Consider the following 15,998-nt stretch of genomic DNA (forward strand, 5'->3'; position numbering starts at 1 on the left):
AAAATAAAACGGCTGTTTTCTTCAATTGAAAACAGCCGTCTTTTATATCATAACCCGGACGGGTTATTCTTTAATCCACTTGACTGTTTTATCTATATTCTTAGATTTAACTTTAATCAGGTAATCTCCTTTAACCAGGTAAGACAAGTCGAAAGTACCTGTTTTATCATGATTCAGCCTGTTATTTGCCTTGCTGAATACCAGTTTTCCGCTTACGTCGTAGATCGTAATATCATATACTTCATTTGAACTGGCAAACTGAACATTCAGCAGTCCTTTGCTTGGATTAGGATATACTACGAATACATCCTTATTTGCAGATGCTTCATTCACTCCCAATGTCTGGGTAATAGTAAAGTTAATCGGGTTAATATTATAGAAAACATTCGTTTCTGCAGCTACCATAATTCTGGCCTGTGTAGTATTCACGTTAGGAATAGTAACCGTTTCGGAACCGTCGTTCGGAGTAGAACCTAAAATCAATGTAGGATAAGTAAGACCTCCGTCTGTTGAGAGGTAAATATTTACAGTAGCGGCATTTACCGGGAATGCAGTTGTATTGGCAACATTCCATGTTATGGTTTGGGTAGAATTCCCTGCCCAGTTTACAGCTGTGGTAGGTGCTGTTACAGTAAACGGCCCTGAGTTACCATCTACAGTAATAATAGCATCATCGTTTGAAACCCCTGCACAACCTGCATTGTTATCTCTTACAGTCAGTCTGAATTCCATTGTTCTTGCATAAGATGGCTTAACTTCCCCTTTGGAAACAGTACCATTGATTACATCTGTAAGTTTTGGAAAATATCTGTAAGGAACCGTTACCGGTACGTATGATCTGAATAGTGGAGCATTTCCTGTAGGGGCATTCCAGTCACCTGCAGGTCCTACATCATTCTGTTCCCAACTGTAAGTAAGTGGATTGTTATCAATATCTGAAGCTGATCCTTCCAATCTGAACGGTGTATCTTTAGGAATTGTATAATCACCACCTGCATTAACAGTAGGGGCGAAATTGTTAACCGGAAGGGTAACCTGGCAAGTTGTTGACTGAACTTTTGCCGTGATGGACTGGAATGATTTTGTATGGAAAGTAGGAATACTGTTGGCCGCTAAGTTATTTGTACTTCCACAAATTCCGGCATAAGCCATAATCGTAATTCCGCTTCCCGGCTCTACAGCATTGGCCGCACTACGGTTACCACTACAGCTGCCTGTAGTTGCATTAAAGGTATGAGGGCCTCCAAACTGATGCCCTACTTCATGGGCCACATAATCAATATCATAAGGATCGCCCACTGGATTTGGCGAACCGGTGATTCCTCTTCCCTTATTGGTACTGTTACAGATTACACCTAATCCTGCCAATCCGCCACCTCCGGTACTGAAAGTATGGCCGATATCATAATTGGCATTTCCTATCAGTAAATCAATCTGAGTCTGGCTTTCATTAATTAATGTTCCGGCATTATCATTTCCTGTAAAAGGATCTGTAGCAGCATTTGTAAAGATAACATTCGCTTCGGTAGCTACCAATATCAATCTTGAAGCTACTTCCTGCTCATATACCCCATTTACTCTGTTTACGGAGGTTACAATTGCCGAAAGTGTCTGCGCAACAGTAGGTGTTGCTGTTCCGGTTGCAGCAATTGCATACTGATGGGTACAAGCCACAGCAAATCTGAAAACTCTAATTTGAGTTCCTACGCTTGGGCTTACGGTTTTCTGAGCGTTTTTTTCCTAACGGAGTATCGTCCTCATCTTTTACGCCGCAAGTTCTTGGATTTTTATCAATTAAATCACTCTTTTTATAAATGATATAATTGTTAATATCCTGTTTCGCATAAGGATCAATATAAGTGTCCCCTGCTACTGCAGATTTTATCTGCGCATGGAACCCTAATTCTGTAAAATCAAGTTTAATTGTAGCATACTTATCGTCAATTCCCTGCCCTGTAAAAGTAACAATCTGAGGAAACTGACCGGCTAATTCCGGAGCCATCACTGAAGATTTCCAGATCCTGAATTTCGCTTTTGTACCATCAGGCATTGGCAGTACAATAACAGGTGCGTTATCCTTACGGTCACTGTCTTTCAATTCCGGAACAGTATTAAAATAATTCTTCATTCCGGCCACATCCAATGTATAGGTCAGTGACTTTTCCGGTTGTACGGTTCTGTTTTTAGGATCTGCTTTAATAGATCTCTCACTGATTACCGTAAAAATCCTGGGCTTTCCCCAGGGAAACGGATATAATGAATATCCCCAAATAAAATAATTGTTTAATTTTCATATATAATGGTATGTAATTTTTATTCATTCAGTCATAAAGGATGAAAATATTCAATAAAAGAAAATAAATCAAATATTCTTGAATTATAAAATTAATCAAATTAATCTGATTGTCACATAATAAAACTTAAAAAAATTAATATAAACTTACAAAAACAATAAAAATACTGATGCATAAAGCATTAAACTCAAAAAGAATAGTTTATTTTTTTCTTTTTAATAAATAGTTACTCGGCGTATTTCAATATCTTTGAATTGAATAAAATAAATGTGACAATTCATTAAAATAAAAAAACCGAAATTAAAAAACCATGAAAAAAATTATTACAATTTTCACATTTCTATTAACATTGAGCTTTATGAATGCTCAGGAAAATTTTGAAGTATCGACATTAAGAATCGGTCCATTTAAGGTCTTCATGCCAAAGGTTGAAGCTGAGAAAATCGCAGGAACAAAACTGACTGATTCAAACGGAGAGAAAAAATATTGTCAGGTATGGTGGAGAAACCATTCAGATTGATCTTTTTGATAATTATATCAATGAGGCTAATCCAAGTGTTCCTTCCATCACGTATATGACGACAACAAGTAAAAAATTTAAAACCAAAAGCGGGATCGGAGTCGGAAGCACAAGAGATGACCTCATTAACGCTTATAGAAATTACCCTAACTTCAGTGTACGTCCGGATTGGGATAAAAACGACAAGCCTGTTAAGGATTCCGGTTATTTCAATATTGAAGACAGCCAGGCAGGAACCCTATTAAGCTTTAAATTTGTTAATAATATTGTTACTGAAATTTCCGTTTACCTCAATGAGGGCTGTTAAAAGAGGAGTATTAAATAAATCATACAAATCCGGGTTTTTATATCCGGAGACCGGCATTTCCGGTAAAAAATTGTAAATTCGCATACAAATAAATCAGATATAATGAGTAAAAGTATTGAAGAGTTAAAAACTCTTACTACGCAGATCAGAAGAGACATTTTAAGAATGGTTCACGCTGTAAATTCAGGGCACCCGGGTGGAAGCCTAGGTTGTACAGAGTTCTTCACAGCCCTTTACGGAAAGGTCATGAACTATAAACTTCCTTTCACCATGGAAGGCAAAAATGAGGATCATTTTTATCTATCAAACGGACACATTTCTCCGGTATTCTACTCTACTTTGGCAAGATTCGGTTTCTTCCCTGTCGAAGAACTGAGTACTTTCAGAAAATTAGATTCTAGATTACAGGGACACCCTACTACCCATGAAGGACTTCCGGGAGTTAGAATTGCTTCAGGTTCACTTGGACAGGGACTTTCTGTAGCGCTTGGAGTAGCACAGGGTAAAAAATTAGATGGTGATCAGTCTCTTGTTTACTCTCTTCACGGAGATGGTGAGCTTCAGGAAGGTCAGATCTGGGAGGCATTGATGTATGCTTCCGCTAAAAAGTAGATAATATTATTTCTACTATTGATTATAACGGACGTCAGATTGACGGAGATACAGATGATGTATTAAGCCTGGGAGATCTTCATGCAAAACTTGAAGCATTCGGATGGGTTGTTCTTGAAGAAAAGAATGGTAATGATCTTGAAGCGGTCATTGCAATCCTTGAGAAAGCAAAAACAGAAACCGGAAAAGGAAAGCCCGTAGCCATCCTTCTTCATACAGAAATGGGTTATGGAGTAGATTATATGATGGGATCTCATGCATGGCATGGTAAAGCTCCTAATGATGAGCAGTTAGACACAGCATTCAAGCAATTGTACCTGGAAGCTCCGGCTGATTACTAATATCTTAACATCTCGATTAATACAATAAAAATGAAATATACATATACAGAAAAAAAGGACACTCGTTCAGGATTCGGAGCAGGATTAGCAGAACTCGTTGACAAAAATCCTAATGTAGTAGCACTTTGCGCAGACCTTATCGGCTCTTTGAAAATGGAGAAATTCATTGAGAAGGCCCCTGAAAGATTCTTTCAGATAGGAATTGCTGAAGCCAACATGATGGGAATTGCTGCAGGTCTCAGCATTACAGGAAAGATTCCTTTCACAGGAACTTTTGCCAACTTCTCTACTTCAAGGGTATATGACCAGATCCGTCAGTCAATCGCTTATTCTGACAAAAATGTAAAAATCTGTGCATCTCATGCAGGTCTTACTTTAGGGGAAGACGGAGCTACACACCAGGTTCTTGAAGATATCGGTATGATGAAAATGCTTCCGGGAATGACAGTGATCAACACTTGTGATTACAACCAGACTAAAGCAGCTACATTGGCGATTGCAGATTTTGAAGGTCCTGTATATTTAAGATTCGGAAGACCGGTAGTTCCTGTATTCATCCCGGAAGATATGCCTTTCGAAATCGGAAAAGGAATTATGCTTCAGGAAGGTACTGACGTAACCATTGTTGCAACCGGACATCTTGTATGGGAATCCCTTGTGGCAGCTGATGAGCTTGAGAAAGAAGGTATTTCCTGTGAGGTTATCAACATTCACACCATCAAGCCTCTTGATGAGGAGATCATTTTAAAGTCTGTTGAAAAAACAGGTAAAATTGTAACGGCTGAAGAACACAACTACCTTGGCGGTTTAGGAGAATCTGTTGCAGGTATGCTGGCAAGAAGAAGACCTACAAGACAGGAGTTTGTAGCAGTGAACGATACCTTCGGAGAGTCTGCAACACCTGCAGAACTGATGAAGAAGTATAATATTGATGCAGCAGCAGTAAAAGAAGCTGTAAAGAGAATTTTAGCGAACTAAGATCAGTAATTATAATACCCCGGCTGGTTCTCTGAACCAGCCGGGGTTTTTGTTTAGGTTATAAAATGTTGATTGTTGTTCTATTCATGACCACCCCGTCAAAAATTCTTTGAATTTTCGCCACCCCTCCGGAGGAGGGGAATGGTTATACGTATCATGGTCATAGTTGATATCCGATCTATTTTTCAAAGAGTTTTCTAACTTTTCTAAATACCGGCACATTTTTTCAAATAATAAAAAAGAAAAGTATCTTATCAGAAAGCGTCATCTTTCAATTTAAAATATAAAAAAATCCGTTTTCTTATAAAATTTCATCAGGCAATTATGCTGTTTTTCAGTCAGAAATCGCTGATTTTTTACAAACAACTGATGCAAACATGCAAGTTCCTTTCAAAACAGGCTGTAAATAACCACTTTTTCAATGTTTGATTTTACTTGTTTTACGGTATTGTACAATAGAATATATTTCTATACCCATTCTGTTATATTTCATGATTTTCTTTACACTATCTGACTTCACTTTATACTTTTCAATATTTGAACTATTTCACCCAACATTCTGATATATTCAGAATTCGCATGTGCATGTGTGTACAAAAAATAAACAAATCACTTACATATTTTATCTCATTGACGTGAACTGAATATTTATAGATTTGAAAACATCAACGTTGACGGAATGCATTTCCATTTTTAGATTGTATGTGTACAGTACATGAGAAACAAGAGAAATCATTCACCCAAATGTCAGGGTTTATATGACACAAATAATTTACATAACACAAAAATCCTATCAAAAATGAAAAAATTAAATGGAATGAAGAGAGACTTCTTCTTTGGAAAACAAAAAGCTGAAAGATCTTAAAACAATTCAAGGAGGCAGCTATAATGTAAAATCCAACGTTCCCGTTGGAGAAGACTGTGATGAATATGATACCTATACAGGACCGAACGGCACATATATAGGTAGGATTACTGTATGTAATCCAAGAGAAGAGGCAGCAAGCTAATGTATGGAGGGCCTTGCCTCCTTTTTCACTCTTCAAGCTAACTCTAAAATAACTTCTTTATAAGCTTATGAAACAATACACTTATTACAATATCATAATATTTATTTTGATTTCTGTCTTATCATGTAAAAATCGCGAAGTGAATTACATTACTTATTACTACAAAGCAAACAAAATTGACAGTATTTATAGAATGGCTAATAAACCTGAAAAAGCTATAAAAAAATTCAAAAAACTGTTTCAAAAGTATGAACCTAGAAACCAAGAGCTTAATGAAGAATATAAAACATATATTGAGCTTGCAGATCATTATCATAAAAACTTTGGTGGAAAAGAGAGCCTGTACAAACTTATTGCATTGGTCGCTCCTTATCGTAATACCTATAAAAAACTTTACCCGCTGTGCAAGAAATATGGAATAGACAGTCTGGAAGTCAACCAAAAAGTAGCCGACTGGAAAAAGAACCTGAATAAAAGACTCGTAGATTCCTTTACTATTGCTATGATCCGTGACCAGGAAGGAAGGCCTGAAAATATAGCCCTTGTAAATAAAAACATTGAAAAAAATGCAGATCTTTTTTCTGGACATTCAAGCACTATGGGTTTCCTGATGGACAAAAAATAGGTAAGTTCGGAAACAATGACGTTTTCATCGCTATGCCTACATTACTAAGCCATATGATTGCTTCAAAAAAATATCCTGAATTCAGAAGAAAATTATTCGAATATGTAAAATCAGGCCATTGTTCTCCTCAAGAATATGCCTTAATGTCCGATACCTATGATTACTATAGAAATACTGCTGTACGATACAGCTTACGAAATAATAATCAGGATTCTGTCCGGATTAACCGCAATCGAAAAAGTATAGGACTTCCCAGTATAAAACATGCATCTAAAATCAGAAAAGATAAATTTAAGAAAAAATGATTCTTATTCTTTCTACCAATCAGGAAACAACAACAAATGAAGTTATTAAATGGTTAAAAGCACTAGGCAAAGCTTTTATCCGTATCCAGGAAGATGAAATTTTTGAGATAAAAGTATGTGAAAACAGAATCGTTTTGCAAAGTCAAAGAAATAACTTTTTTATTGAAGATATTACGAGCGTTTGGTATCGCAGAGGAGGGTTACAATTTATAAGGAAAGAATATAATAATCCTTCAATTAATGCTTATATGAATGAAACTCAATATTGGCTTGAAGATTATGTTATAAAATTACTTGAAGCTAAAAAACATATTAATAAGCAAAGCAACAATCATTTGAATAAACTTTTCGTACTTGACCAAGCAAAAAAGCAGGACTGAAAGTTCCAGAATATTATCTGGCAGAAAACACAGAGCAGCTAATTGTTAATAAAACGATTACCAAATCTATTGCTGAAAATATAATATTAAAATCAGTGGGTGACTTTCCTGAAGGTATTTTGTATACCTCTCTTGTCACAGAAAAAGAAAAGAAAAATTTCTTTATTACCTTTTTTCAGGAAATGGTTGAAAAGGATTTTGAAGTACGAGCCTTTTATCTTAATGGTAAAATATGGTCTACTGCTATTTTTTCTCAAAATGATAAGAAAACCCAACTTGATCATAGAAAATATAATCATGAGACGCCCAATCGGAATGTTAGGTATAATCTTTCAAAAGATATTGAAGAAAAAATACATATCCTTATGCTGCAACTGGATATAAATTGTGGCTCACTCGATTTTATAAAAAACAAAAATGATTTTTACTTTTAGAAATAAACCCTGTTGGTCAGTTTTTAGATTATCTGCAATTTGCAATTACTTACTTGAAAAAGAAATAGCAGAATACTTATGAAAAAGAAATTTAAAGAAAAATAAATTGCCTCTTACTCTGAAGTATATTGAAAAATTTAGAGACACTTCAGCAGAAACACAGAATAACTATAAAGTTGATTATGTTTTCTCAACAGAATATCAAACTGATTTTTTAATGAGACTAAAACCTACAAAGTCAATTGTAAGATTATTATGAAATACTGTAATATAAAAACACAAAATAAAGACATTGGCTTAACGTACATCACTTGTCTTATTCTTTGCTTATTTCTTTGTGCCTGCAAAAATCGAAATTACATTTTATATTATAATAAGGTAAATGAAATTGACAGTATCTACAGAATGAAGAATGATACCCTTACTGCTATAAAAAAATTTAAAAGAGTATTCCGAAATTTTGAGCTACGAAATAATGAAAGAATGGAAGAATACGAAAACTATATTAAGTTTTCAGATAAATACAATAAAAATTTTGGAGGAAAAAAAGCCTATATAAACTTATACCCTTAGTTGCTCCATATTGGAAGTTCAAACGAAAAGATACAGATTTTTTTAAACTATATAAAAAATATGGCATTGATAGTATTACAATAGAGCAGAAGGTAGTGAAATGGAAAAATTCGTTAAACAAGCAACTTATTGATTCTTTTAGGATCGCATTTATCAGAGATCAGTCGAAGGATTCAATAACTGGTCAGCAATCATTAAATAATTTTAGAAAATGCAGCATTGTTAAAGTGGACATTAACAAACTATGGCTACCCATCAATGCAAAAAATAGGACTTGAAACAGATGATGGTGTTTTTATGCCCATGTTTATTTATTTAAATCATATGGCACAAATAGAAGACTATGAGTATTTCAAAACCAAACTATTGAACTATGTAAAATCCGGTGATCTACCACCAAGAGATTATGTAGAAATGGTAGAAAGACATGTGCAGGTTAATCATTTAAAACCTGTATATGGTGTAAAAAGTAATGATGAAGAAATTATAAAAGATTCTGTGAATATTAATTATAATAGAAAGCTTATCGGGCTGCAAAGTCTCAAAGTTAGGAGAAAAATAACAAAAGAATTTTTAAAGAATAATTCAAAAAAAAATTAATACCGGTCATTTGCCAAAACTTCCTATGAACTATTTCAACCTATTCAGCAATATCCTCATCACCAAAGGTTCCACAAGAATTCTGATCTCGGATCTGCAGAGAAATGTATCAGAACTATACCCTCTGGAATTGTATGAGATTATAGCAGGGCTGAAAACCCATTCTATTGAAACGTTGCTGAAAGATTATGATCAGGAATCCAGGGCGATTGTTCAGGAATATATTGATCTCCTGCTGGAAAAGGAATATGGATTTATTACAGAGAGTGACTGGGACAGGAATTTTCCTCCTCTTTCTTTTAAACATCATGAACCCAGCACAATAACCAATCTTTTCATAGAAATGGAAGATATCGGAATATTGAAAAAAGTATATCCATCAGTAGAGAATCTCGGAATCAAGCATTTGGTCATTTATAGTTTGATCTCTTTAACCCCGGAAGATTTTATTGAAATTGATACCATTTTTAAAACCTCAGTTTTATCTGGAATAGAAATTTTCTCACCATTCAATCAGAAGATCAACCTGTCTTTTATACAGGCTCTTCAGAAAAATACAGTCAGAATATACAGTCTTATCTTCTACAATTGTTCGGAACCTCCTTTCAAAGCTAAAAATGAATACAGATTCTCGCTGCATTTCCTTAAAGATGACCTGAAAATATCTGCCTGCGGAAAAGTGGAACTGAAGTATTTCAACACCAATATTTCTAAAGTCTTAGAAGCCGTTAACCACAATTCGTGTCTGTATAAAAAAATGGGTATAGACAAAAACGGCAACCTCAAAAACTGCCCTCTCATGAATGAAAGCTTTGGAAACATCAATAGCCAAAGCCTTGAAGAAACAGTGAACCAGCCAGGTTTCAAAAAATACTGGAATCTTACAAAAGATTATATAGAAACCTGCAAGGACTGTGAATTCCGTTTTGTCTGTACAGACTGCAGGGCCTACACTGAAAATACTGAAAAAAACAAGGAGGGCCTGGATATATCCAAACCTCTGAAATGCGGTTATAATCCTTATACCGGAGTATGGGAAGACTGGTCTAAGAATCCTTTAAAGCAAGACATTTTTCATTCGCTGGAACTCAGATAATATTTCCCTTTTTTACTTTTAAAAACCGCTTTTAAAAGTTATTTAAAAGCGGTTTATTATTTTATTGCAATTGATTAAGTCTTATTTAAAAAACTTCCATTTCGGGATAATGGCAAGCATTCCGAATCCTGTGAACAGGAAAAGATTGGTAACATCCGTATACAGGAATGTAGACAGATAATAATTGTGCATAAAGAAATGCAGCACCAGTAAAGCCGGGAACATAAAGATCCCAATCTTCCTGTAAAAGAACATCAGCACCAGCCCGATCATCATCAGTACATCAATAGAAAAGATCACATAGAAGTACCACCTAGGAATCTGCAGGTATTCATGCTGCAGATATTCATCCACATCTATTCCAAGCCCCATTACGGTAAACAACATCAAGGCGGCAAATGCCAGTATGAATCCCCATCCTTTCTTCGGGTCTTCGTCAAAATAGCTGTATTCTTCCATATCTACAAAAATAAAGAACTTATGAGAGATTTCATAAGTTCTTTTATAATTATTCGTTTAAAATTTGACTTACACAGAGATTGCGTTAATCAGTCTGTTTTTGTCACTTAAGAATTCCTCCATAGAGATCATACTTTCAGTTCTCATTACATCCTGAATGTCATCGATCTGGTAAATAATTCTTTTAGCATCATCAGTGTTCTTAGCTCTTACTTTACAGAAAATATTATATTTTCCGGAAATAACGCTAGCCTCGATTACGTTAGGAATAGTTGACAATTCTTTCAATACTTCCTGAGTACGGTTTGATTTTGTCAAAAGGATACCTATGAAAGCTGTAAAGTGATAATCCAGCTTACCATAATCGATGTTAAGAGATGATCCCAAAATAATACCTGCATCTTCCATCTTTTTCACTCTTACGTGAATTGTTCCAGCAGAAACATCCATCTGCTTTGCAATTTCAGTAAAAGGCATTCTTGTGTTTTCTACTAAGAAATCAAGAATCTTCTTGTCTATTTCGTCCAGTTGATAGTTCATATTAGTTAAATTACAATTTCTTTAAAAAATCTATGTATTTTTTGCAAATTTACGAAAAATAATTTAACTAAAAAATATATATCAAATATTAACAATAATTAACACAGATGATAAAAATCATTAAAATATTCTAATTATTTACCTTGCGATTTTATAGAATCTGTTTTTATTTCACCTTTTGCCTCCGAAGTTTTTTTGTCTTTTTTCTTCTTTTAAACAAAGAATTGAAGCTTTTACTCCACACTACCCCTCCTCCATAGGCCTGATTAGCAGAACCGTTTGTACTCACCATTCCGATGTTTGTAGGCTTGGAATACGCACGTATCACCAGTGATCCGTCATTCTTTTTAGATAAATCATATTCTACTGACCCTTCCGTGGAAAGATAATTGTTTTGTGCACCATCTGTTTTTGATAATGGAATCCCCAGCCCTGTCTTGATATTGACTCTTGGGGAAACGGCTACACTTACCCCGGCATTGGCTCTGTCCCCGAAATTTGAATTCTGGTCTCCTTTTACATAATTAAGGTCAATCTGGAATTCGTTACTCATCGTATTAAGTACAGATCCCAACTGTTTCAGCAGCATGTTATATCCTGAGGATTCCGCTACATTTCCTACATTCACATCGAATCCACCTGTATTGGATACGTTAAAGGTGCTCAACAGCAATACAGATCCGAACTGAAGAACTTTCTCTCCTTCCTGACTCATTTTTGCTGCAAGGGTTTCTCTTACCTGGCTGGATACGTCCATGGCCGTCACATTCAGATCAATCTTAGGATCTACCAAAGACTGGGTAATGTGAGCCTGAAGCAATATACTGATAGGCTGCAGTTTTCCCATACTCAGGTATTCCCCGGCATTGGAAACCATTCTTATGTAATTGGCATTAATATCCAATGTAGGTTTCATCGCATCACCATCCCATCTGATGCTGCTGTTTCTTTCTATCTGGAATGTTTTATTAAGGATAGCCTTAGAGACAAATGTTCCGTTATCTACTTTATAGGTACCGCTCATTGCAATATTTCCCTGTCTGTTCATGTGGAACCTCAACGGATCTGCAGATCCTTTTACGGTAATATTCCCTACATCATCTCCTACCAGTACATTTACAGTGGTTCCCTTATCAACAGCCAGATTAAAATCAATATTCATATTGGCTCCTGTTTTTTTCTTTTCTTCCAGGGTAATCAGACCATCTTTTCCTTCCTTAAGGAAGCGCAGCATTTTGAATTCTTCTACATTGGAAGTAGAACTGGAATTAAAGGTAAAGGTACTTCCGTTAAGTGCCTTCATATTAGGAGTTGTTATACTTAATCCCGAAACCGGGCCGTCCACGTACAGGTCTCCCTGCCCGTAAACTCTTCCCCAGAACAGGTCAAAATCTTTCTGTGTCGTATTCAGCATCAACAGATTGTCTGCCCTCATTACGAGTGACACCCCCATGGAAGAAAGGGTTTCAAACTGAATCGCCCCCGAAACATTTCCTTTGGAATTGGTTCTTCCATCATGCACTTCAATATTGTTGAGAATGGCAAGTCCTCTGGACAGCTGGATTACAGTATCATCAAATGAATAATCTACTCCCGTAAACAAAAGTTTTAATCCAAAATCTTTTAAAGCAATATCCCCGCTATAGTCAAGGTCATTAAGTTTTCCATTGATTTTAAGATCCCCTGTAGCCTTTCCACGAAGGTTTCCAAAAACGGTCTGTACAAACTGCTGCGTAAATGAAAGGTCAAAATCACGCATTTCTGCAGTAAGATCAATAATCGGAGAAGATGTATTATTATTAACGGTTCCTGTCAGGTTAAGGCTGTTGTTTCCAAGTACTCCTGCGGAGTGAACTTTCACATCGATATCATAAACATTCAATGAAAAGCCATTGGTGGCAGAAATAGAGATATCTCCCATATCATTGCCATTCATCTTAATATCATCAATATTAAGGTCTACCAGCGGCTGAAGGGTACTTTTATCCATTTTGATCTTCACACTTCCGTTGGCAAGACCTTTGATATCCATCGTATTCCCTCCGGACTGCATTTCCAGCAGTTTTTCTACAGCAAAATCATTGATATCTGCATCTACATAAAAATCTTTAGCTGATTTAAACTGTGCTTCTTTAATAAACAAAGCACTTTTATCGGAATATACCCTCAGGTTCCTGATATCAAAATCACCGGTTTTCCTTCTGTAAGTAATAGAATGATTCAGTTCCGGACTTGTATCTATAGCCCATGTAACTTCATTGAATTTCACTTCCGTAGGCTCAAACCTGAACACATAATCACCCGCTGCATCTGTAGACTGATCCACATTAATAGCATATTCTTTAAGCTTTTCATTCAGTTCATCATCCGGACTTCCATGTTTGAATACAGTTGCTAAATGAAGCGTATTTCCGTTTTCATTATTTCCTTTAAGCTCAAAGTCCCTGATTACATTTTTATTATAGACTACTCTATTGATCTTGGCATACAATTGCTGATTAAGGTCTGCTGTGTTAATTCTCACTTTAACACTATCCACCAATGCACTGTCTCTGCTGATATTTTTCCTGTCATTGACTTTATAATCAGGGTTGGAAGCTGCCAGCGCTTTATCAGCATCTGTAATTTCTTCCTCCTTTGTCATGATATATTTTAAAGAGGCTGCATCAAGATTCAGGATAAGATTATTGGAATTTCCATCATATTCCCCTTCTACAACAGCTCCCTGAGGAAGCCTGAGATCAGGCAGGAAGTAATTGACCAATCCTTGCTGAACATCAAACTTAAGGGCGAAATTCTGTCCGCGGTATAATTTCCTTGGTGGCGGCCCTACCAATATTTTTCCTAATCCGTTTTCTACCATTCCGGCAAGATCTGCCAGGCTGTATCTCCCCGAAATTTTACCTGTAGCAGCTCCCGGAGCGTCTACATCTATTACACGGGATCCAGCTTCAATAAAGGTTTTTAACCTGGCATTCGGAATATTATATTTTTGGGTAGCAGTTGCAAAATGAAGATTATTGGCATTCACATCCAAAGTAAGGTCATTAATGGAAGACATAGCCATTTTACCTTCAACCTGTCCGCTTACCACCTGAGTACCAGGTTTATTGGTAAAGTAGTTCATGTTCAGGTATGTGACATCAGCATTGACATCCATGGCAACTCTTGAAGTACTGAAGTCTATCAATCCTTTGATTGTAGCTTTTGCCTGCTCATCATTAACGGTGATTAATCCGTTATATTTTTTATGATCCAACAGCCCGTCCAGATAAAGGTTGTTGATCGTTTTATCCATAATTTCAACACTTGCAATCTGAGATTTTGTAGTCAGACGCATGGTATTGACATCAAAGCTTTGTCCGTTAAGATCAAATTTACCGGAAATCAAACCCACTGTTTTATTCTTCGTGATCACAGAGGTGTTAAGATCTTTCACATCAAGATACCCGGAATATTTTGGCATAGCTGTGCTGTAACCTGTCAGAGTAAGCTTGGAAATCTTCGCCTGCCCTATTCCCGTCATCAGGTTTCCGTTATCCACATAGATCTGATCCGGGTTCACTTTTGCTGTTCCGTTGTACTTTAATTTCCCGAAATCATCAGCAAAATTCTTCATCTTTTTGGAAATAAATGAAGGCATCATTGCTTTTAAATCCTTGTAAGTAAAATCTGTGGAAAGGTCTTTCGTTTCGATAGCAAAATGCCCTTTCAGCAGATGATCAACCTTCATTGTTTTAGTGGCAATATTCACATCAGGATTTCTGATCAGGAAGTTTTCCAGATGAAACTTGTTCAAAGGACCGGTCATTGTTCCTGAAAGATTGAACGGCTTGATATTATCCCAGTTTGTTACAAAATAGCTGATGTCATAACCGCTTAACTGGCTTCCCTGCTTGATATTCATATCCCATCGTACCTTATCGGCAAAATCGGCCCATGAACCGTCATGAAGATTGAATTTAATATCTCCCTGAAGCAAGGTATGATCTGTATTCAGGGTAAGATCTTTTAGTGACAGAAACTGTTTCGTTAACGACAGCTCTGTTGAAAACGTATCTACAAGATGAGCTTTCCCCCATCTTGAAGTTACAAACGACATATTATTGATCAGTGCCGAAACATTCGGGCCGTTAACTTTTACATTGGGAGCTTTTAAATTGAATTGTGTTGCCGTAAGCCATTTTCCCTGTTCGCCGGGAGAATTTTGATTGACAATAGAAACTTTGGAATCAATAATCTGTATTCTGGAATTCAGCTGAAAAGGAGGTTTTTTCGGGTCCCTTTTCTTCCCGTTATCAAAAAGCTCAACAAACCTCACAAAATTAGAGATGCTGTCTCCTTTATAGGTAATGACCTTCACTTCAGCATTAACAAGAGCAAGAGAATTGAAACTTAAGGAATTGCTGTTTCCGGAAATAGCATTTACTGCAAGAGACATCCAGTCTGAATCTGCACGGAACTCGCGGGCGGTAATAAAATTAAAGCCTTTATAATCTTTTACTTTTAAGCCTTTTATGGTTACGTCTCCAAAGTAATTTACATCTACACTTTCCGTAGAAAAATCAGATTTAAAATCGTTATTAACAAGCTTCAGTGCCTGATCGGCTGCCCATTGCTTTGTCACGGGAAGATTAATGGCAATAAGCACTCCCCAACAAGCACAATTCCGAGCCAGAAGAGAATCAAGAGAAGTTTTGCCCACCAGGTATAGCTGGTAACATCTTTTACAGCCTGCTTCCCAAATTCTTCAGCTGTTTCCACAGGATGGTGTATGGCATCTGAAGCCAGTTCAGATGCTTCTTTCACTGTCTCCCGAACTTTTTCCTCTACATTTTCGACAGTTTTTTGTACCTGATTACCTAGGTTTTCAGCTACTGATTTTTTATTCTCATTCTCGTTATTATTCTCTAACTTTGCCATT

15 protein-coding genes and 1 pseudogene are annotated in these 15,998 nt (G+C 36.3%); 10 read left to right on the forward strand and 6 right to left on the reverse strand.

The window, feature by feature from the left end; all coding sequences use genetic code 11:
* Positions 1-63: 63 nt before the first annotated feature.
* Both OWR28_RS07900 and OWR28_RS07905 read right to left on the reverse strand, forming a co-directional pair.
* Positions 64-1,695, reverse strand: coding sequence for a reprolysin-like metallopeptidase (locus OWR28_RS07900; protein WP_332386355.1), 1,632 nt, complete (start codon positions 1,693-1,695; stop codon positions 64-66).
* Complete coding sequence (locus tag OWR28_RS07905; RefSeq protein WP_332386161.1) at positions 1,691-2,128, reverse strand: hypothetical protein; 438 nt, start codon at positions 2,126-2,128, stop codon at positions 1,691-1,693. Before OWR28_RS07905 ends, OWR28_RS07900 begins: the two co-directional genes overlap by 5 nt.
* Positions 2,129-2,604: 476 nt before the next feature.
* On the opposite strand from OWR28_RS07905, the gene OWR28_RS07910 reads away from it, so the two are divergent.
* The 10 genes and pseudogenes from OWR28_RS07910 (at position 2,605) to gwsS (ending at position 10,075) form a co-directional block, all read left to right on the forward strand.
* Positions 2,605-2,814 (forward strand): hypothetical protein, encoded by a 210-nt coding sequence (locus tag OWR28_RS07910; protein WP_332386162.1) that lies wholly within the window; start codon positions 2,605-2,607, stop codon positions 2,812-2,814.
* Between the two features lie 55 nt (positions 2,815-2,869).
* Positions 2,870-3,121, forward strand: a complete 252-nt coding sequence (locus OWR28_RS07915; protein WP_332386163.1) for a hypothetical protein — start codon at positions 2,870-2,872, stop codon at positions 3,119-3,121.
* A gap of 102 nt (positions 3,122-3,223) precedes the next feature.
* A pseudogene (locus OWR28_RS07920) lies at positions 3,224-4,074 on the forward strand (transketolase).
* Between the two features lie 30 nt (positions 4,075-4,104).
* Positions 4,105-5,052: a transketolase family protein gene (locus OWR28_RS07925; RefSeq protein WP_332386164.1), complete on the forward strand. Its 948-nt coding sequence runs from the start codon at positions 4,105-4,107 to the stop codon at positions 5,050-5,052.
* An 836-nt stretch (positions 5,053-5,888) separates the two neighbouring features.
* A complete protein-coding gene (locus OWR28_RS07930; protein WP_332386165.1) occupies positions 5,889-6,062 on the forward strand; it encodes a hypothetical protein in 174 nt (57 codons plus the stop codon).
* 139 nt (positions 6,063-6,201) lie between these two features.
* Positions 6,202-6,687, forward strand: coding sequence for a hypothetical protein (locus OWR28_RS07935; RefSeq protein ID WP_332386166.1), 486 nt, complete (start codon positions 6,202-6,204; stop codon positions 6,685-6,687).
* A 301-nt stretch (positions 6,688-6,988) separates the two neighbouring features.
* The gene (locus tag OWR28_RS07940; protein ID WP_332386167.1) at positions 6,989-7,372 is read left to right on the forward strand and encodes an MvdC/MvdD family ATP grasp protein; all 384 of its coding nucleotides are present in this window, start codon (positions 6,989-6,991) and stop codon (positions 7,370-7,372) included.
* A 95-nt stretch (positions 7,373-7,467) separates the two neighbouring features.
* Positions 7,468-7,806 (forward strand): hypothetical protein, encoded by a 339-nt coding sequence (locus tag OWR28_RS07945; protein WP_332386168.1) that lies wholly within the window; start codon positions 7,468-7,470, stop codon positions 7,804-7,806.
* A 792-nt stretch (positions 7,807-8,598) separates the two neighbouring features.
* Entirely contained in the window at positions 8,599-8,979 is a 381-nt protein-coding gene (locus OWR28_RS07950) for a hypothetical protein (RefSeq protein ID WP_332386170.1), read from the forward strand.
* 25 nt (positions 8,980-9,004) lie between these two features.
* Complete coding sequence (gene gwsS, locus OWR28_RS07955; RefSeq protein WP_332386171.1) at positions 9,005-10,075, forward strand: grasp-with-spasm system SPASM domain peptide maturase; 1,071 nt, start codon at positions 9,005-9,007, stop codon at positions 10,073-10,075.
* Positions 10,076-10,156: 81 nt separating this feature from the next.
* Here the strand turns inward: gwsS and OWR28_RS07960 are convergent, their stop codons facing one another.
* The 4 genes from OWR28_RS07960 to OWR28_RS07975 form a co-directional block, all read right to left on the reverse strand.
* A complete protein-coding gene (locus OWR28_RS07960) occupies positions 10,157-10,534 on the reverse strand; it encodes a hypothetical protein (RefSeq protein ID WP_332386172.1) in 378 nt (125 codons plus the stop codon).
* Positions 10,535-10,603: 69 nt separating this feature from the next.
* On the reverse strand, positions 10,604-11,074 hold the full coding sequence (locus OWR28_RS07965) for an Lrp/AsnC family transcriptional regulator (protein WP_002984446.1): 471 nt from the start codon (positions 11,072-11,074) through the stop codon (positions 10,604-10,606).
* A 166-nt stretch (positions 11,075-11,240) separates the two neighbouring features.
* Positions 11,241-15,725 carry a translocation/assembly module TamB gene (locus OWR28_RS07970; protein WP_332386173.1) on the reverse strand — a complete coding sequence of 1,495 codons (4,485 nt, stop codon included), beginning with the start codon at positions 15,723-15,725 and terminating at the stop codon, positions 11,241-11,243.
* Positions 15,698-15,997, reverse strand: coding sequence for a hypothetical protein (locus OWR28_RS07975; protein WP_332386174.1), 300 nt, complete (start codon positions 15,995-15,997; stop codon positions 15,698-15,700). The genes OWR28_RS07970 and OWR28_RS07975 overlap by 28 nt, the downstream gene beginning before the upstream one ends.
* Between the last annotated feature and the right edge of the window lies 1 nt (position 15,998).

It is taken from the genome of Chryseobacterium sp. 1B4, from assembly GCF_036631475.1.
Classification (GTDB): Bacteria; Bacteroidota; Bacteroidia; order Flavobacteriales; family Weeksellaceae; genus Chryseobacterium.